Genomic DNA, 18,588 nt, shown 5'->3' with positions numbered 1-18,588 from the left:
TGGGGCGCCCCCGTTGCGCGCACTCGGTTCGTACGGACGGGCGAGACCAGGGCAAAGTCTACCGGCGGTCCTCCTCGTCCTGTGGGGCGTCCCGGCGACGCGAGCGCGGAAGGACGCGCAGAGCGTCCCCTATGTCCGCGACTTCCAGAACCTTCATTCCTGGCGGGATTTTGCCTGGATCGCCCGGCACGAGCGCGTGCGTGAAGCCCAGGCGGTGTGCTTCGGAAAGCCGGCGCTGCACCCCCGTCACCCGCCTGACCTCGCCCGCGAGCCCGACCTCGCCGATCGCGACCAGGTTCTTGGGCAACGGGGTGTCGCTCGCCGCCGACGCGAGGGCGAGCGCGATCGCCAGATCCGCCGCCGGCTCGGAGAGCCGCACCCCGCCGACCGTCGCGGAGTAGATGTCCCGCTTGCCCAAGGCGCTGATGCGTCCGCGCTGTTCCAGCACCGCGAGCATCATCGAGACACGCGAGGTCTCCAGCCCGGAGGTGGTGCGGCGGGGGGAGGGGATCTGCGAGTCGACGGTGAGCGCCTGCACTTCGGCGACCAGCGGGCGGCGGCCCTCCAGCGTCACCGTCAGGCAGGTGCCCGGCACCGGCTCCGCACGGCGGGTCAGGAACAGCCCGCTGGGGTCGGCCAGGCCCGTGATGCCCTCGTCGTGCAGTTCGAAGCAGCCGACCTCGTCGGTGGTGCCGTAGCGGTTCTTCACGCCCCGGACCAGGCGCAGCCGCGCGTGCCGGTCGCCCTCGAAGCTCAGGACGACGTCCACCAGGTGTTCCAGCAGGCGCGGGCCCGCGATCGAGCCGTCCTTGGTGACATGGCCCACCAGCAGCGTGGCCATCCCGCGCTCCTTGGAGGCGCGGATCAGGGCGCCCGCCACCTCGCGCACCTGGGCCGTGCCGCCCGGCGCGCCGTCGAGCTCCGGGGAGGCGATCGTCTGCACCGAGTCGAGGATCAGCAGGGACGGCTTCACCGCGTCCAGATGGCCGAGGACGGCGGACAGATCCGTCTCGGCGGCGAGGTACAGGTGGTCGTCGATGGCGCGGATCCGGTCGGCGCGCAGCCGGACCTGGCTCGCCGACTCCTCGCCCGTGACATAGAGCGTGCGGTGCTCGTCGCTCGCCGACTTGGCCGCGACGTCCAGCAGGAGCGTGGACTTGCCGACGCCCGGCTCGCCCGCGACGAGCACCACCGCGCCGGGGACGAGCCCGCCGCCGAGCACCCGGTCCAGCTCGGGAACGCCGGTGGAGCGGGCCGTGGCCTGGCGGCCGTCGACCTGGCCGATGGGCACGGCGGAGGTGGTGACCCGCCCCGGCGCCGTCGTACGGACCGCGGGCACGCCGTACTCCTCGACCGTCCCCCAGGCCTGGCACTCGGGGCAGCGGCCGAGCCACTTGGCCGTCTGCCACCCGCACTCGGTGCAGCGGTAGGACGGTCGGTCCTTGGTGGTCTTGGTACGGGCAGCCATGGTCCGAACGGTAGCGCCCGGCACTGACAGCCGGGCGCACGGTGCCCGGCTGTCAGTGCCGGGACCGGGCCTATTTCCCCGTCCCGCCCGTGGAGCGAAGGGTTCCAGCCCCCGTTTGAGGGATCGTTTCACCCGTACGGATTAAAAGTGCGCAGGGCTCCGGGAGGGTCCGGCTCCGGCCGCCTACGGTCGCCGAATGATGAGCAGTGGCCCGGAGATCCCGACCCGCACGACCGGCGCACACCGGGCGCACCGGGAGGTGCGCGACCGCGGGGCCACGCACACGTCGGCACACCGGCCGTCCACCTGCCACGAACCGTGTCTGGACGGCCTCTTCACCTACTGCCTGTCGGTGCTGTGCGACCACGACGCGGCGATCGCCGCCCTGGCCGACGTCCTCACCCTCGCGGAGCGCCGCGGCCGGCACCTCCCGGACGCCTCCGGGGACCACAGGGCCTGGCTGTACGCGCTGGCCCGCTGGGCCTGTCTGCGCAAGCTGGCCGAGGCCCGGCAGAAACCCCAGGTCACCCACGCGGTGGGCCGGGCGGTCCGGCAGCGGGCGGCGCGGACCGCCACTGCCGCGGCCGTCTCCGAGGAGGTGCGGGAGCAGCGCCGCCGTGAACTGGCCCTGCTGGCCTGGCCGGAGGCCGCGGGCACCACGCCGGAGCAGCGCGAGGCACTCGAACTCGCGGTCCGGCACCACCTCGGAGCCCACGAGGTCGCCGCCGTGCTCGGCATGGAACCGGCCGCCGCCCGCGAACTGCTCGCCTCCGCCGCCTGCGAGGTCGAGCGCACCCGTGCGGCGCTCGCCGTGGTCGAGACCGGCGCCTGCCGGGGAGTGGCGCATCTCACCGGGGACAGCCGGCTCGTGCTCAGCAGCGCACTGCGCCGCGAACTCGTCCGGCACGTCGACGACTGCCCGCGCTGCCGCCGCACCGCCGGGCGCGCCCTCCCCGGCCGCTGGCCCGGCACCGGCGTCGCCCCCGACGCCCTGCCCGTCCTTCCGGCTCCCGAAGCGGCCCTGCGCACCGCCCTGGCGCACCACCCCCGCGCGCGTGGCGGCGCGCCCCGCTTCGACCGGCGGGGCTTCCCGATGGACCCCAAGGACCGTGTCGCCCGCCGGAACCGGCTGCGCGCGCGTGCGGTCACGACGACCGTCGTCGCCACCGTCGTCGCCGCCCCCGTGCTCGCGCTGTACGCCGCCTACCGGGGCACCCCCGTCGGCGAGGCCCGGGACGGCCGGTCGGCCTCCGCGAGCGAGACCGACCTGCCCCTCGACCTCTACGGAGACGGCACGGGCGGCTACGAGAACACCGGCAACGCCGACACCCGGCCCGGAGGCCGCCCCGGCGAGGACGGCGGGAACGGCGAGGACGGCAGGGCGGACGTGTCCGTGGAGGTCGTCGGGGTCGCCGGCGCGGGCCACAAGGGCGCCGCCCTGCTGGGTGTCACCGCCGGTCACAGCGGCGACACCACACTGATCACGCTCACCGCGCGGGGCACCGCACCGGTCCGCTGGTCCGCGTCGACGGGGGCGTCCTGGCTCTACCTGAGCCAGTCGTCGGGGACGCTCCGGCCGGGGCGGTCGCTGACGATCAAGGTGTACGTCGACCAGTTGCGCGAGCCGTCCGGCCGCTGGAGCGCGCGGGTGGCGGTCTCGCCCACCGGTGCCGTGGTGGCCATCGACGGCCACGGCCACGGCCACGGCCACGTCCCCGGCCACGTCCCCGGCCCGTCCTCCTCCGGCGCCCCCCTTCCCGGTCACTCCGGGGGCCCCGGTCGTCCGGGCAGCCCGGGAACCTCGCACCCCGGCCCCCCGGGCACCCCGCCCCCGAGCTCCGGCGACCCGGGCGGACCCCCGCCGTCGTCCCCCGCCCCGGACCCGACGCCCACGTCGCCGCCCCCGTCCCCGTCGGAGCCCGCCCCGGGCGGCCCGCCCCAGTCGCCCGATCCCGAGCCCACGGACGCGGCCCCCGGCAGCCCGACGGACTCGCCGTCCCCGCCCGCCGAGGACGGCGGCGGGGACATCGGCGGTGAGATCCGCAGCGCCCTGAGCCCGTCCGTTTCGTGACCGCCGTGACCGCCGCGACCGCCGCGACCGCCGCGACCACCGTGTCCCGAAACCGGTGACCCGGGTCCCGCACAGGGGGACGGATCAGGCGGGATCCGCCGGATGCGGTGCCAGCAGCGGGAGCTGCGAGGCGAGCCGCTCCTCGCACAGCTCGGCCAGCCGGCCGTAACCGGCCTTGCCCATCAGCTCGGTCAGCTCCGCCCGGTAGGACACGTACACGGGGTCGCCCGCGCCGTGCGCCGAGGTCGCCGACGTGCACCACCAGTGCAGGTCGTGGCCGCCCGGACCCCAGCCCCGGCGGTCGTACTCACCGATCGACACCTGCAGCACGCGCGTGTCGTCGGGCCGGTCGATCCAGTCGTAGGTCCGCCGGATCGGCAGCTGCCAGCACACGTCCGGCTTGGTCTCCAGCGGCTCGCGGCCCTCCCGCACGGCGAGGATGTGCAGCGAGCAGCCCATGCCGCCGGCGAAGCCCGGCCGGTTCTGGAAGATGCACGAGCCCTGGAAGGGGCGGGTCTGGCGGTCGCCGTCCTCGTCCTCGGAGACCCAGCCGCCCCGGATGCCCTCGTCGTGGTGCTGCCAGATGTCCGGCGTCAGCCTCGCCACATGGCCCGCGACCCGCTTCTCGTCGTCCTCGTCCGAGAAATGCGCCCCCAGGGTGCAGCACCCGTCGTCCGCGCGGCCCGCCTGGATGCCCTGGCAACCGCTGCCGAAGACACAGTTCCAGCGAGAGGTCAGCCATGTCAGATCGCAGCGGAACACCTGCTCCTCGTCCGCCGGATCGGGGAACTCCACCCACGCCCGAGCGAAGTCGAGGCCCTTCTCGTCGTTCGGCGGCACCTGCGACGGACCGTCGACCGGCTTGGCCTTCTTGGCCTGCTTGGTCATTTTGTCCGCCTTTTCGGCCTTCGCCTTTTTCGTCTTTGGCACCCGTCCAGGGTAAGTCGCCCGGATCGCTGTCCTGTACCGGACCGACTGCTGCAGAACGGGCTTTCGACCGTGTCACGCGCAGTAGCGTTCCGTACATGAGACTCGGTGTCCTCGACGTGGGTTCGAACACGGTGCATCTGCTGGTGGTCGACGCGCACCCCGGGGCGTGCCCGCTGCCCGCGCACTCGCACAAGGCGGAGCTGCGCCTGACCGAGCTGCTGGACGCCGACGGAGCGATCGGACCCGGCGGGACGGACCAGGTGATCCGGGTCATTCACGAGGCGCTCCGGGCCGCCGAGGACAAGGGCGTCGAGGAATTGCTGCCCTTCGCGACCTCGGCGGTGCGCGACGCCCGCAACTCGGGCGAGGTCCTCGAACGCGTACGGGTGGAGACCGGAGTCGAACTCCAGGTCCTCACCGGCGCCGAGGAGGCCCGGCTGACCTTCCTCGCCGCCCGCCGCTGGTTCGGCTGGTCGGCGGGAAAGCTGCTGGTCATCGACATCGGCGGCGGCTCACTGGAGATAGCCTTCGGCATCGACGAGGAGCCCGACGCCGCGGTGTCGCTGCCGCTGGGCGCCGGCCGCCTCACCGGCACCCGGCTGCCCGGCGACCCGCCGGCACCGGACGACGTGCGGGCCCTGCGCCGGCACGTCCGCGCGGAGATCGGCCGGACGGTCGGCGAGTTCAGCCGTCTCGGTCCGCCCGACCACGTGGTGGCCACCTCCAAGACCTTCAAGCAGCTCGCCCGCATCGCGGGCGCCGCCCGCTCCACCGAGGGCCCGTACGTCCCGCGCGAGCTGAAGTACCAGTCCCTGGAGGGCTGGGTGGCGAGGCTGTCCGCGATGACCACCACCGAGCGCGCCGCGCTGCCCGGCGTCTCCGAGTCGCGCGCCGGCCAGCTGGTCGCCGGGGCGCTGGTCGCGGAGGCCGCGATGGACCTCTTCGGGGTGGAGTCCCTGGAGATATGCCCCTGGGCACTGCGCGAGGGCGTCATCCTGCGCCGCCTGGACCGCATGGGGCCCGCGTAGCCGCGCACCACGCGACGCGACCGCCTCCCGCGCGCGACGCGACCGCGTCGCCCTCGGCATCGCCGCCGACCGCCTCCCGCGCGCGACGCGACCACCCGCCGCGCGGGGATCGACGAGCCGGGCCGCGCGTGGGCCGGCGGGCCGGGGCCGTGCGGGCTTCGACGAGCCGGGCCGTGCGGCCGGTGTCCGGTTAGCTCGCTCACACAGCTCGCTCACACAGCTCGCTCACACGGCGGCCTTCGACCGCGGGGCCGACGGACGGACGAAGCGCCCCGTGTCCTGCGGTCATGTGCTCACGGTCGCGGCGAACGCCTCCGGCCGAAGCCCGTCGTCCGCGTCCCACCCGTCGAACACACCCCGTACGCTGTCCCTCGTGGCAGATCCAGCGGTGCGCATCCCGGATGCGAAGGTCGCTCTGTCGACGGCCTCCGTCTATCCGGAGTCGACGGCGACGGCCTTCGAGATCGCCGCGCGCCTCGGGTACGACGGTGTCGAGGTCATGGTGTGGACCGATCCGGTCAGCCAGGACATCGAGGCGCTGCGCCGCCTCAGCGACTACCACCGCATCCCCGTCCTGGCCGTGCACGCCCCCTGCCTGCTCATCACGCAGCGCGTGTGGTCCACCGACCCCTGGACCAAGCTCCAGCGGGCCCGTGCCGCCGCCGAGAAGCTCGGCGCCGCCACGGTCGTCGTCCATCCGCCGTTCCGCTGGCAGCGCCAGTACGCCCGCGACTTCGTCGACGGAATCTGGCGGATGGCGAACGAGACGGATGTGCGGTTCGCCGTCGAGAACATGTATCCGTGGCGCTACCGCGACCGCGAGATGCTCGCCTACGCCCCCGACTGGGACGTCACCAAGGACGACTACCGCCACTTCACGATCGATCTCAGTCACGCCTCGACCGCCCGCACCGACGCCCTCGGGATGCTCGACCGCATGGGCGACCGCCTCGGTCACGTCCACCTCGCCGACGGCCGGGGCTCGGCCAAGGACGAGCATCTCGTGCCCGGTCGCGGCGACCAGCCCTGCGCCGAGGTGCTGGAGCGCCTGGCCCTCAACGGCTTCGACGGCCATGTCGTCATCGAGGTCAACACCCGCCGTGCCATGTCCGGCGCCGAGCGCGAGGCCGACCTGGCGGAGGCACTGGCGTTCACCCGCCTGCACCTGGCGTCGGCGAGGCCCGGGGCCCCCGGGTCCTCGGCGGCGGCCTCGGCGCTGCGGGCGCCCCGCCGATGACCGGCGTCATCGCCCCAGGCGGCCCGGGCTCCTCTCCCGGCGGTCCGGGCGCGGCGTCCGGCGGCCCGGACGAGTCGGTCCCGGACACGTCCGCCACCGCCCCGCGCACGCCCCCCACCGCCCCGCGCACGCCCCCCGACGGCCCCGGCACCGCCCCCCGGCGCCGTGGCCGGCCCCCGCGCACGGAGTCGGCCGACACCCGGGACCGCATCCTGGACGCCGCCCGCGAGGAGTTCTCCGAACGTGGGTACGACAAGACATCCGTACGGGGCATCGCCAAGTCGGCCGGGGTCGACTCCGCGCTCGTGCACCACTACTTCGGCACCAAGGAACAGGTGTTCGAGGCGGCCGTCGAGGTCGCCTTCGCCCCGGTGCTCAAGGGCCGGGAAGCCGTCCTCGACGCTCCGTTGGAGGAGGTCGGCGAGCGGATGACCCGGATGATCCTCGGCCTCTGGGAGAACCCGGTGACCCGGACCCCGCTGCTCGCGATCATCCGGTCCGCCGTGAACAACGAGACCGCCGCCGGTGTCTTCCGCCGCCTGGTCGCCGGCCAGCTGCTGCGCCGTATCGCGGGGCGGCTCGACCTGCCGGACGCCGAACTGCGTGCCGAGCTCGCCGCGGCCCAGCTGGTCGGGATCGCGATGGTCCGGTACGTGATCAAGGTCGAACCGCTGGCCTCGGCGGACGCCGAGCAGATCGTCCAGCGGGTGGCTCCGGTGGTCCAGGGGCACCTCACCGGCCGCTGACGCGCCGCGCCCCGCGGGTACCGCTGTCCCCGTAACGCTGCCCCGCACCGCTCCCGCACTGAGATACGCATCCCGCATTCCGGACACCCCGTCCCGCCCACTGGATGACCGGCGTACGCTCGACGACAGTCAGGAATCTCTGACCCCGGCACCCGAGAAGGTCTGAAGGAGCGAGCGACGATGCCCGAGCTGAGGTCCCGCACAGTCACCCATGGCCGCAACATGGCGGGCGCCCGCGCCCTGATGCGAGCCTCCGGTGTACCGGGTGCGGACATCGGCCGGAAGCCCATCATCGCCGTCGCCAACAGTTTCACGGAGTTCGTCCCCGGCCACACCCACCTCGCGCCGGTCGGCCGGATCGTCAGCGAGGCGGTCGTCGCGGCCGGCGGCATCCCGCGCGAGTTCAACACCATCGCCGTCGACGACGGCATCGCGATGGGCCACGGCGGCATGCTGTACTCCCTGCCCTCCCGCGACCTGATCGCGGACAGTGTGGAGTACATGGTCGAGGCCCACTGCGCGGACGCCCTGATCTGCATCTCCAACTGCGACAAGATCACCCCGGGCATGCTCAACGCCGCCCTGCGGCTGAACATCCCGACGGTCTTCGTCTCCGGCGGTCCCATGGAGGCCGGCCGGGCGACCCTGGTCGACGGCACGGTCCGCACGCTGGACCTGATCGACGCGATGGTGGACGCCGCCAACGACAAGATCTCCGACGCCGACGTCCTCCGCATCGAGGAGAACGCCTGTCCGACCTGCGGCTCCTGTTCCGGCATGTTCACCGCCAACTCGATGAACTGCCTCACCGAGGCCATCGGCCTGTCCCTCCCGGGCAACGGCTCGGTCCTCGCCACCCACACGGCCCGCAAGGCGCTCTACGAGAACGCCGCCCACACGGTCATGGACATCACCCGCCGCTACTACGAGCAGGACGACGACACGGTCCTGCCCCGCAGTATCGCCACCGTCGCCGCCTTCGAGAACGCGATGGCGCTGGACATCGCCATGGGCGGCTCCACCAACACGATCCTGCACCTGCTGGCCGCCGCCCAGGAGGCGGAGGTCCCCTTCGGCCTGACCGAGATCGACGCCCTCTCGCGCCGCGTGCCCTGCCTGGCGAAGGTCGCGCCGAACGTCGCCAAGAGCCGTACGTACTACATGGAGGACGTGCACCGCGCGGGCGGCATCCCCGCCCTGCTCGGCGAGCTGCACCGCGCGGGCCTGCTGAACGAGGACGTGAACTCCGTCCACAGCCCGACCCTGGCCGACTGGCTGAAGACCTGGGACATCCGTGGCGGCTCCCCGTCCCCGGAGGCCGTGGAGATGTGGCACGCGGCCCCCGGTTGCGTGCGCTCCGCCGAGGCGTTCTCCCAGTCCGAGCGCTGGGACACCCTCGACGAGGACGCCGAGGGCGGCTGCATCCGCTCCGCCGAGCACGCCTACTCCAAGGACGGCGGCCTGGCGGTGCTGCGCGGCAACCTCGCCGTGGACGGCTGCGTGGTCAAGACGGCCGGCGTCGACGAGTCCATCTGGACCTTCGAGGGCCCGGCGGTCGTCTGCGAGTCGCAGGAGGAGGCCGTCGAGAAGATCCTCACCAAGCAGGTCGAGGAGGGCGACGTCGTCGTCATCCGCTACGAGGGCCCCAAGGGCGGTCCCGGCATGCAGGAGATGCTCTACCCGACGTCGTACCTGAAGAGCCGGGGCCTCGGAAAGGCCTGCGCCCTGATCACCGACGGCCGCTTCTCCGGCGGCACGTCCGGTCTCTCCATCGGCCACGCCTCCCCGGAGGCGGCCTCGGGCGGCGTCATCGCCCTGGTCGAGGACGGGGATCGCATCCGCATCGACATCCCGAACCGTTCGGTCGAGCTGCTGGTCGACGACGCCGAGCTGGCCCGCCGCGAGCAGGCACTGGACGGTGCGTACGCCCCGAAGAACCGCGAGCGCAAGGTCTCGGCGGCGCTGAAGGCGTACGCGGCGATGGCCACGAGTGCCGACAAGGGCGCGGTGCGGGACGTGTCGAAGCTGGGCTGAACCGCCCGACGCCCGCGGGACCACCAGGATCACGGGGCCCCTGGGCCCCTGGGCCCCTGGGTTCCACAGGACCCGCAGGACCCGCAGGACCCGCAGGACCCGCAGGACCCGCAGGACCCATGGAATCAGGGGGGTTCCGTGGGTCCTACCAGTCGGCCGGGTCGCGGCCGTCCACGGCGAAGACCGTGCCGTCGGGGGCGGTGGCGTAGACGTGGCCGTCGGCGATCACCGGATGCGGCAGGCCGGCGGCCACGCGGTCGGGGTTGTCACCCATCCGGGGCGCCGTCTGCCCGGCCAGCCGTCCCTCGCGCGCGTCCACGGCGAGCAGCCGGCCGTCCGGCGCCGTGAAGTAGACGTGCCGCTCGTCCGCGACCGGCGTGGACGAGCGGGCGATCCCGGTCTCCAGGCTCCACCGCTGCCGCAGCGCGGCCATGTCGACGGCCACCAGCCTGCCGCCGGTGCCCGTCAGATAGGCGACGTCCCCGCGCACGGTGCCCTGCGCCTGGGCCAGTGGCACGGGCAGCGTCACCCGGCGCGTCTCCCCGCTGTCCGGTGTGTAGCGGACCAGGGCCTGCGTGGTGTCGTAGACCGGGTCGGCGGAAGCGAGGACGAGCGCTTCGCCCGTGCTGCCGACCGGAGTCAGCATCCCCTCCAGCCGGGCGTCCCACCGCACCGCGCCGGACCGCGGATCGACCGCCGTGACCTGCGTGCTGGAACCGTCGCCCGACGCGCTCGCCACGTAGGCCAGCGGATCCCCCGCGAACGTGCGGAAGTACAGGGCGTCGTGCCCCGGCACCCGCCCGCTCCACAACGTGTCGCCGGAGGCGCTGTCCACACCGGTGACCGTGCCGTCGGCGCCGTTGAGCAGCAACACGTCCCCGGCACCGGTCAGGCCGTTGTACTCGGCGCTCTCCTGCCGCCACCGCGGCTTCCCCGAGGCCGGGTCGAGGGCCTCCAGGCCGCCGGCCGGCTCCGGCGCGGGCTGCACGAGTCCGCCCGACACGACCGGCGGCCCACTCGCCGCCGTTCCTGCCGCGGTGTGCTGCCACAGCAGGTCGCCGTCGTCGGGGTCGAGGGCGAACACCGACTCCGCCCGGGCGCACACCAGCAGATCGGCCCCGTACGAGCACTGCGGGCTGCCCGGCTTGCCCGACGGCGCCGCCTCCCACGCCCGGAACGCGTCCGGCGTGGTCCGTGTACCGGCGGGGGCCTGCCGCGTCGGGGGCTCGTGGCCGAACAACTGGACGGAGAAGAGCGTGCCGAACACGGCGAGGGCGAGCGCCCCGCCCCCGAGCAGCGCCCGCTTGCTGAGAGGCGGCCGAGCGGAACGCCGAGCCGCCGTCGGACCGGCGCGGTGCCCGGGACCGGGTTCGGATTCGGGGCCGGGACCGGATTCGGCGCCGGCCCCGCCCTCCGCGTCGGGCGTCCCCTGGTGGCCGGGTATGGGGCCTGCGGAGTCCGTTCCCGCTCCCACCTCCGGAACCGGGTCCGTCTCCGCCTTCGCTCCCGCCTCCAGGTCCGAGGCCGGGTCCGCCTCCGGCTCCGTCCGCTGTGCCGGTATGAAGGTCTGGGAAAGGAAGGCCTGCGACATAAAGGACTGGGTGTCGTACGAGGCCGAGACGGACCGCAGTTCCCGCATCAGCTCGTCGGGGGAGGGCCGGTCCTCGGGTTCCTTGGCCAGGCAGCTCAGCACCAGCGGGGCGAGCCCGTCCGGTACACCGGTCAGGTCGGGCTCGTCGTGCACCACCTGGTAGGCGACGACGTACGGGCTGTCGGAGTCGAACGGCCCCCGCCCGGTGGCGGCGTGCACCAGGAGTGAGCCGAGCGCGAAGATGTCGGCGGAGGGCCCCACTTCACGGGGACGCCGGAACTGCTCGGGCGCCATGAAGGGCGGGGTGCCGATCAATTTGCCGGTCTCGGTCCGTAGTTCGCTGTCCTTTGGCCGGGAAATGCCGAAATCGATGACCTTCGGCCCGTCCTCGGCGAGCAGTACGTTGCTGGGCTTCAGGTCGCGGTGCACGACCCCGACCCGGTGGATGTCCCGCAGCCCCTCCGCCAGTCCGGCCATCAGCCTGCGCAACTGAGGCGGCGGCATGGGCCCGTTCCGCTTCACATGCTGGGCGAGTGTCGGTCCGGGAATGAACAGCGTGGCCATCCAGGGGCGTTCGGCCTCCGGGTCGGCGTCGACGACCGGCGCGGTGAAGGCACCGCTCACCCGTCGCGCCGCCGCGACCTCCTGCCGGAAACGTCCCCTGAACTCGCGGTCCCGCGCGAACTCGGCGTGCACGACCTTCACCGCGAGCTTCAGCCCGGACGTACTCCGGGCCAGATGCACCACGCCCATTCCGCCGGAGCCGAGGCATGACTCGAGACGGTAGTGACCGGCGTACTCGGGAAGTTCCGCTTCGGCACCTGCTCCGGCGTTCCGTTGTGGCGCCATGGGACCACCCCCGTGCTGTTCGTCCACGTGCGCGCCGCACAGACCCTAGTCGATGAGACGTACGGGACCGAGGAGGCATGCTGGTACTGGTGTTTAAACAACGTACATGTGTGCGTGGCGGGATCTCGGGGTATGAACGGGGCCCCATGACGGACATGGGGTCACAACGGGGGAGGTTTTCCATGGCAGTTGAACAAGTCGGAGAAGCAGAGGGCGTCGGTGCGGCGGAGTCGGCCGTCGCGGCCGCCGCGGCCGTCGAGGCGGTCGTGCGGTACTACCCGGTCGCGCCGGGCTACCGGCTCAACGTCCGCAGCGGTCCGGGCACGAACTACGCGATCGTCCGCACCCTGCCCCTGGGCGCGGAGGTGCCGATCTTCTGCCAGAGTCCGGGCACGACCGTCACCGGCCCGTACGGCACGTCGAACATCTGGTGCAACATCGCCGGCGGCCAGTACGTCTCGGACACCTACGTGAAGACCGGCAGCGACGGCTACGTGGCCCCGCGCTGCAGCTGATCCCGCCCGGTCCCGGGTGACCGAGGCCGGTCCCGCTCGGAGCCCGCGGGGGCGCCGGAGCCATAATCGAAGCGTGAGCGCAGAGAACGGCACCCCGGACGACCATCCCGCGGGCTCCCCGGGGACCCCCGTCGGTCCCCGCCCCGAGCCCATCCGCTTCTTCGGCACGACCTGGGTCGACCACGACAGCGGCTACGCGGTCCGCCGTGCCGGCGTCGCCGTCGGCTCGCTCGCCGCCGCGGCCGCCGCCTGTTTCGTTCTGCGCATCGCCTACCAGGGCCTCCGGATCGCCGAGGTCGGCGGTTTCGTCACGCTCCTCATGGTCGTGATGTTCGCGGTCTGCAGTGCCCTCGCGTTCGGGCACACCTGGGAGGCGTTCAAGCGCCGCCCCGATCCCGACCGTCAGCGGTCCCTCCGCGGTCTGCTCACCGTCGGCTTCGTCGGCTCCCTCCTCGCCTACTTCTTCCGCTCCCTCGCCGAGGCCCCCGGAGAGAAGCTCCACCGCGAGGAGTACGAAACGGCCCGCACCCAGTACGCGAAGCGGACGTCCCGCCGCTCCGGCAACCCCAAGAAGCGCCGCCGCTCCTGACCGCCGCAGGGGAACCGCCGGCCTGCACCGAACGGTTCCCTCCCTCCGCCACCGGGTGCTTCCCCGCATTCGTCGCGCCGACCCGCCGTCCACCTCGGCCCGCCGTCCACCTCGGCCCGCCGTCCACCTCGGCCCGCCGTCCACCTCGGCCCGCCGTCCACCTCGGCCCGCCGTCCGCCTCGGGCTGCCGTTCGCGCGCTTGTTCCCCCTCCGTGAGACGCCCTTCGCAGGCGCTTTCCGCCGCGCCTCGCGCCGTGCCTCCCGCCTCGCACCCCCGCCGCGCCTCGCGCCGCGTCTCCTTCGGCATGCCCGCTCGCCCCACATGGCCGGCCCCTGCCCCCGCACGGCCGGCCCCTGCCCCGGCATGGCCGCCTCCCGCCCCGGCGCGAACCGTCCCGCCACCGCTTGACGTGTCCTGCCCCCGAGAGGATTATTCATCACATGATGAATTACTCCTCCGGCGCTCCGCATCCGGACACCGGCGAGGGAGAAACCCCCGCCGTCCGGGCCCAGGACCTCACCGTCGTCCGGGGTCCCCGCACCGTCCTGCGCGGCCTCGACTTCACCGTCCCGCGCGGGCAGGTCACCGGTCTCCTCGGTCCTTCCGGCTGCGGCAAGTCGACCCTGATGCGAGCCATCGTGGGCACCCAGGCCAAGGTCACCGGCACGCTGGACGTGCTCGGTCTCCCCGCCGGCCACCCCACCCTGCGCACCCGCATCGGCTACGTCACCCAGGCCCCCTCGGTCTACGACGACCTCACGGTCCGGCAGAACCTCGACTACTTCGCCTCGGTCCTCGACCCCGGACGCGCGGCCACCGACCGCCGCCGGGACAACGTCACCCGGGCCATCACCGACGTCGACCTCACCACCCACGCCGACGCCCTCGCCGGCAACCTCTCCGGCGGCCAGCGCAACCGGGTCTCCCTCGCCGTCGCCCTCCTCGGCACCCCCGAGCTGCTGGTCCTCGACGAGCCCACGGTCGGCCTCGACCCCGTCCTGCGCCGCGACCTCTGGCAGCTCTTCCACGCCATCGCCGCCGAACGCGGCGCCAGCCTGCTGATCTCCTCCCACGTCATGGACGAGGCCGAGCGCTGTCACCGCCTCCTGCTCATGCGCGCGGGCGAGATCCTCGCCGACGACACCCCCGACGCCCTGCGCACCGGCACCGGATCCGACACCGTCGAGGCGGCCTTCCTGCACCTGGTGGACGCGGCCGTCGCGGCAAGCCGCACGAAGGAGACCTCGCGATGAGCACCCCCCGTACGACGACACGGCCCTCCGTCCCGACGGGCGCCCTGAACGCCTCGCGCACCCTCGCCACCGCGGCCCGGGTCCTGCGTCAACTCCGCCACGACCCGCGCACGATCGCGCTGATGCTGCTCGTCCCGTGCCTGATGCTGCTCCTGCTCCGCTACGTCTTCGACGGCAGCCCGCGCACCTTCGACAACATCGGCGCCTCGCTCCTCGGGATCTTCCCGCTGATCACGATGTTCCTGGTCACCTCGATCGCCACCCTGCGCGAGCGCACTTCCGGCACCCTGGAACGCCTCCTCGCCATGCCGCTCGGCAAGGGCGACCTGATCGCCGGCTACGCCCTCGCCTTCGGTGCGATCGCGATCGTCCAGTCCGCCCTGGCCACCGCCCTGGCGGTCTGGTTCCTGGGGCTCGACGTCGTCGGCAGTCCGTGGCTGCTGCTCCTGGTGGCCTTGCTCGACGCCCTGCTCGGCACAGCCCTCGGTCTCTTCGTCTCGGCCTTCGCGGCCTCGGAATTCCAGGCGGTCCAGTTCATGCCGGCGGTGATCTTCCCCCAGCTCCTCCTGTGCGGACTCTTCACCGCGCGCGAGAACATGCATCCCGTCCTGGAGGGCATCTCCGACGTCCTGCCCATGTCCTACGCCGTCGACGGCATGAACGAGGTCCTCAGGCACACGGACATGACCGCCCCCTTCGTACGCGACATCCTGATCGTCGCCGGCTGCGCGCTGCTGGTGCTCGCCCTCGGCGCGGCCACCCTGCGCCGCAGGACAGCCTGATCCGCCCCTTCCGGAGCCCTCGGCGCCGGTGTCCGCCACCGTCCACCCCTCGTCCGCCCACCGGACACCACCCCGCCCCCGCGCCCCCCGAATGCGAGGATGAACCAGGACGACGCGCCCACTCCGGAGGACATCCCCAGTCATGGCTCAGAAAGTCGCAGTCCTCGGCACCGGCAAGATCGGTGAAGCCCTGCTCAGCGGAATGATCCGTGCCGGCTGGGACCCCGCCGACCTCCTGGTCACCACCCGCCGCCAGGAGCGGGCCGACGAACTCCGCGCCCGCCACGGAGTCACCCCGGTCTCGAACCTCGAAGCCGCCAAGATCGCCGACATCCTGATCCTCACGGTCAAACCGCAGGACATGGGCACCCTCCTCGACGAGCTGGCCCCGCACATCCCCGTCGACCGCCTGGTCATCAGCGGCGCCGCAGGCATCCCCACCTCCTTCTACGAGGACCGCCTCGCCGCCGGCACCCCGGTCGTCCGCGTCATGACGAACACCCCCGCCCTGGTCGACGAGGCCATGTCGGTCATCTCCGCCGGCAGTCACGCCACCCCGGAACACCTCGCCCACACCGAGGAGATCTTCGGCGCCGTCGGCAAGACGCTCCGCGTCCCGGAGTCGCAGCAGGACGCCTGCACCGCCCTGTCCGGCTCCGGCCCGGCGTACTTCTTCTACCTGGTCGAAGCCATGACGGACGCCGGCATCCTGCTCGGCCTGCCCCGCGACAAGGCCCACGACCTGATCGTCCAGTCCGCGATCGGCGCCGCGATCATGCTCCGCGACAGCGGCGAGCACCCCGTACGGCTCCGCGAGAACGTCACCTCCCCCGCCGGCACCACCATCAACGCCATCCGCGAACTCGAGAACCACGGCGTACGGGCCGCCCTCATCGCCGCCCTCGAAGCCGCCCGCGACCGCAGCCGCGAACTGGCCTCCGGCACCAAGGACTGAGACCGAGGACGGGCCCCGCCCGGGGTGCCCACGACCGGGCGCCCTGGGCGGGGCCCGTCACTCACGTCGCCCCGGCGAGCACGTCGGCCGACATCACCACGCGCGCGAACCCGCCCCCGTGCAACGTCACCGCCGACGCCTGCGCCGCCTCGTCCGCGCCGTGCCGCCAGCCGAACGGCCCCTCCACGTCGAAGGTGTACGTCGCGTCGAACACGACCACCACGTCGTACCCGAGGTTCCCGCCCACCCGGGCCGTCGTCTCCACACACATGTTGGTCTGGATCCCGGCCAGCACCACCTGGGAGATCCCCGCGTCCTTCAGCCAGGCGCCGAGATCCGGGGTGCCGTGGAACGCCGAGTTCACGCTCTTCGTCACCAGCAGCTCGGCGCCCCCGCCTCCCTTCCCGCGCCGTTGCTCCACGTACTCCTTGAACCCGTTGCCCGGTTGCCCCGGACGCAGGGGCGACGCCGGCTCGACCGAGTCGTGCCGCACGAACACCACCGGCCGCCCCGATGCCTGCCACGCATCGATCAGCCCGGCGATGTTCCCGTCCGCCCCGGGATGGTTCCGCCGTCCCCAGAAACCGAGGTCCTCGAAACCCTGCTGCACGTCGACGACCACCAGCGCCGCGTTCTCCGCAATGTCCATGACCCTGATCGTGCCGCCTCCGTACCTCAGCTCCCAGAGGTACGGAGGTCAACGACCGACGACTTACTGCCAAGCGAGCCGGCCGCCCGGCACGGACACCGGGACCGGCACGGAGAGGGGGACCCGCACGGAGAGGGGGACCGGCACCGGCACTACCCCCCGGCGCCTGCCCCGGCTCCGGACGCGGGGAGCAGGCCGATGGCCCGATAGGCGGCATCCACGACCGGCCGTGCCATAGCGCGAGCCCTTTCCGCCCCGTCCCGCAGGACCCCCTCCACATAACCGGGATCCGCGCACACCTCCTTGTGCCTTTCCCGCAATGGCTTCAGCACCTCGATCACGGCCTCCGCGGTGTCCTTCTTCAAAGCCCCGTACGACTCGTACGCCTCGCCCAGCGTCTCCGGGTCCCCGCCCGAGCACGCCGCGAGAATCTCCAGCAGATTCGCCACCCCGGGCCGCTCCTCCCTGTCGTACACGACGTCGCGTCCGCTGTCGGTCACCGCCCGCATGACCTTCTTCCGCACCACGTCAGGCTCGTCCAGCAGGTAGACGATCCCCGGTCCGACGTCGTCGCTCTTCCCCATCTTCGACAGGGGGTCCTGCAGATTCATCACCCGCGCCGCCACGGCCGGATGCGTGGCCCGGGGCACCACGAAGGTGTGCCCGTACCGCTGGTTGAACCGCACGGCCAGATCCCGTGTGAGTTCCACGTGCGGCGCCTGGTCGTCCCCCACCGGCACCTCGTCCGTTCCGTACGCCAGGATGTCCGCCGCCATCAGCACGGGATACGTCAGCAGCGACAGCCGCACACTCCCGCCCCGCTGCTGCTCCCGCGCGGCCTTCTCCTTGTACTGGATCATCCGCCGCATCTCACCGTCGGTCGCCACGCACTCCAGCACGTACGACAGACGGGCGTGTTCGTCCACATGACTCTGCACGAACACGGTGCACAGCTTCGGATCCACCCCGGTGGCCAGCAGCAGCGTCGCCGCCTGCCGGCTCAGTCTGCGCACCCGTGCGGGATCGTGGTCCACGGTCAGCGCGTGCAGATCGACGACGCAGAACAACGCGTCAGCCCGGTGCTGGTCGACCGCGGCCCACCGCCGCATGGCCCCCAGATAGTTGCCCAGCGTCAGATGCCCGGTCGGTTTGATCCCACTGAAGACCCGTGTCATCGCTTCCTGTCTCCGTCTCCTGGTCGTGCCCGCCGCCCCGGCCGGCCGCCCCCGGAGTCCTGAGGGCCGAAGCCCTGGAGGGAGAAACGAAAACGGCCACCGGAGCGGCGGCCGTTGAGCGCATACGTACGGACGGCCGCTGTCAGGCGGCCCACCAGAGCTGGTTGTACGTACGCGCAGTCGTCATGCGGGCCAGGCTACGCCCTGAAGAGGGGGACCGGGCGGCGATTACGGCAGAGAGTTGACACACCCCGGCGCCAACCGTACTGTTCTCCGAGTTGTCCGACGTGAGTACCGACTCCGGTCGGCCCCGGACAGCCATTCCGTACGTACCGCACCAGCCCGACGGCAGTCCTCTGTCTGCCGTCATGGCATTGGTGTGCGTATTCGCGAAATGAGGAATCCGCGTTCGAAAGGGCGCAGGCCCCCGATTAGCTCGGGAGCAGGGAATCCGCTAGAGTCTCACTCGTCGGAACGGCCCAACGGCCGGAAAGACAAACCCCGCTGACCGGGGGTCAGATCGAAGAAAAAGATCTGATAGAGTCGGAGCCGCCGGAAAGGGAAACGCAAAAAGCAGGAACCTGTCAAGGCGGAAAACCCCGAGGAAATCGGATCGGAAAGATCTGATAGAGTCGGAAACGCAGGACCGAAGGGAAGCGCCCGGAGGAAAGCCCGCGAGGGCGAGTACGAAGGAAGCGTCCGTTCCTTGAGAACT

16 protein-coding genes are annotated in these 18,588 nt (G+C 72.4%); 10 read left to right on the top strand and 6 right to left on the bottom strand.

Going from position 1 to position 18,588, the window contains the following annotated elements; translation table 11 throughout:
* Positions 1-58 precede the first annotated feature (58 nt).
* Positions 59-1,468, bottom strand: coding sequence for a DNA repair protein RadA (gene radA, locus ACIF80_RS17335; RefSeq protein WP_399805363.1), 1,410 nt, complete (start codon positions 1,466-1,468; stop codon positions 59-61).
* A gap of 196 nt (positions 1,469-1,664) precedes the next feature.
* Here radA and ACIF80_RS17330 point away from each other — a divergent pair, with 196 nt between their 5' ends.
* Positions 1,665-3,539, top strand: coding sequence for a hypothetical protein (locus ACIF80_RS17330; RefSeq protein ID WP_399805361.1), 1,875 nt, complete (start codon positions 1,665-1,667; stop codon positions 3,537-3,539).
* A gap of 84 nt (positions 3,540-3,623) precedes the next feature.
* Here ACIF80_RS17330 and ACIF80_RS17325 read toward each other — a convergent pair whose 3' ends face one another.
* Positions 3,624-4,469 carry a hypothetical protein gene (locus ACIF80_RS17325; protein WP_399805359.1) on the bottom strand — a complete coding sequence of 282 codons (846 nt, stop codon included), beginning with the start codon at positions 4,467-4,469 and terminating at the stop codon, positions 3,624-3,626.
* A 95-nt stretch (positions 4,470-4,564) separates the two neighbouring features.
* On the opposite strand from ACIF80_RS17325, the gene ACIF80_RS17320 reads away from it, so the two are divergent.
* The 4 genes from ACIF80_RS17320 to ilvD all read left to right on the top strand — a co-directional run bounded on the left by ACIF80_RS17320 (position 4,565) and on the right by ilvD (position 9,514).
* Entirely contained in the window at positions 4,565-5,497 is a 933-nt protein-coding gene (locus tag ACIF80_RS17320) for a Ppx/GppA family phosphatase (protein ID WP_399805357.1), read from the top strand.
* A 373-nt stretch (positions 5,498-5,870) separates the two neighbouring features.
* Positions 5,871-6,734 carry a sugar phosphate isomerase/epimerase family protein gene (locus tag ACIF80_RS17315; protein WP_399805355.1) on the top strand — a complete coding sequence of 288 codons (864 nt, stop codon included), beginning with the start codon at positions 5,871-5,873 and terminating at the stop codon, positions 6,732-6,734.
* Positions 6,731-7,480, top strand: coding sequence for a TetR family transcriptional regulator (locus ACIF80_RS17310; protein WP_399805353.1), 750 nt, complete (start codon positions 6,731-6,733; stop codon positions 7,478-7,480). Before ACIF80_RS17315 ends, ACIF80_RS17310 begins: the two co-directional genes overlap by 4 nt.
* Positions 7,481-7,660: 180 nt before the next feature.
* On the top strand, positions 7,661-9,514 hold the full coding sequence (gene ilvD, locus ACIF80_RS17305) for a dihydroxy-acid dehydratase (RefSeq protein ID WP_399805351.1): 1,854 nt from the start codon (positions 7,661-7,663) through the stop codon (positions 9,512-9,514).
* A 145-nt stretch (positions 9,515-9,659) separates the two neighbouring features.
* Here ilvD and ACIF80_RS17300 read toward each other — a convergent pair whose 3' ends face one another.
* On the bottom strand, positions 9,660-11,954 hold the full coding sequence (locus ACIF80_RS17300) for a PQQ-binding-like beta-propeller repeat protein (RefSeq protein WP_399805348.1): 2,295 nt from the start codon (positions 11,952-11,954) through the stop codon (positions 9,660-9,662).
* Between the two features lie 182 nt (positions 11,955-12,136).
* On the opposite strand from ACIF80_RS17300, the gene ACIF80_RS17295 reads away from it, so the two are divergent.
* From ACIF80_RS17295 to proC, 5 genes are all read left to right on the top strand, one after another.
* Positions 12,137-12,469: an SH3 domain-containing protein gene (locus tag ACIF80_RS17295; protein WP_399805345.1), complete on the top strand. Its 333-nt coding sequence runs from the start codon at positions 12,137-12,139 to the stop codon at positions 12,467-12,469.
* Positions 12,470-12,542: 73 nt separating this feature from the next.
* A complete protein-coding gene (locus tag ACIF80_RS17290) occupies positions 12,543-13,058 on the top strand; it encodes an EamA/RhaT family transporter (protein ID WP_399805342.1) in 516 nt (171 codons plus the stop codon).
* Between the two features lie 441 nt (positions 13,059-13,499).
* Positions 13,500-14,312 (top strand): ABC transporter ATP-binding protein, encoded by an 813-nt coding sequence (locus ACIF80_RS17285; RefSeq protein ID WP_399805339.1) that lies wholly within the window; start codon positions 13,500-13,502, stop codon positions 14,310-14,312.
* Entirely contained in the window at positions 14,309-15,094 is a 786-nt protein-coding gene (locus tag ACIF80_RS17280; protein WP_399805336.1) for an ABC transporter permease, read from the top strand. Before ACIF80_RS17285 ends, ACIF80_RS17280 begins: the two co-directional genes overlap by 4 nt.
* 142 nt (positions 15,095-15,236) lie before the next feature.
* Positions 15,237-16,049 (top strand): pyrroline-5-carboxylate reductase, encoded by an 813-nt coding sequence (proC, locus tag ACIF80_RS17275; protein WP_399805334.1) that lies wholly within the window; start codon positions 15,237-15,239, stop codon positions 16,047-16,049.
* Positions 16,050-16,110: 61 nt separating this feature from the next.
* Here proC and ACIF80_RS17270 read toward each other — a convergent pair whose 3' ends face one another.
* The 3 genes from ACIF80_RS17270 to ACIF80_RS17260 form a co-directional block, all read right to left on the bottom strand.
* Positions 16,111-16,698, bottom strand: coding sequence for a cysteine hydrolase family protein (locus ACIF80_RS17270; RefSeq protein WP_399805331.1), 588 nt, complete (start codon positions 16,696-16,698; stop codon positions 16,111-16,113).
* A 152-nt stretch (positions 16,699-16,850) separates the two neighbouring features.
* Positions 16,851-17,873, bottom strand: coding sequence for a tryptophan--tRNA ligase (gene trpS, locus ACIF80_RS17265; RefSeq protein ID WP_399805328.1), 1,023 nt, complete (start codon positions 17,871-17,873; stop codon positions 16,851-16,853).
* A gap of 462 nt (positions 17,874-18,335) precedes the next feature.
* The coding region (locus tag ACIF80_RS17260) for a hypothetical protein (protein ID WP_399805326.1) at positions 18,336-18,588 on the bottom strand (253 nt) is incomplete at its 5' end.

Source organism: Streptomyces sp. NPDC085927, assembly GCF_044540975.1.
Lineage (GTDB): Bacteria > Actinomycetota > Actinomycetes > Streptomycetales > Streptomycetaceae > Streptomyces > Streptomyces hirsutus.
This window is presented reverse-complemented; position numbering and strand designations above follow the sequence as displayed.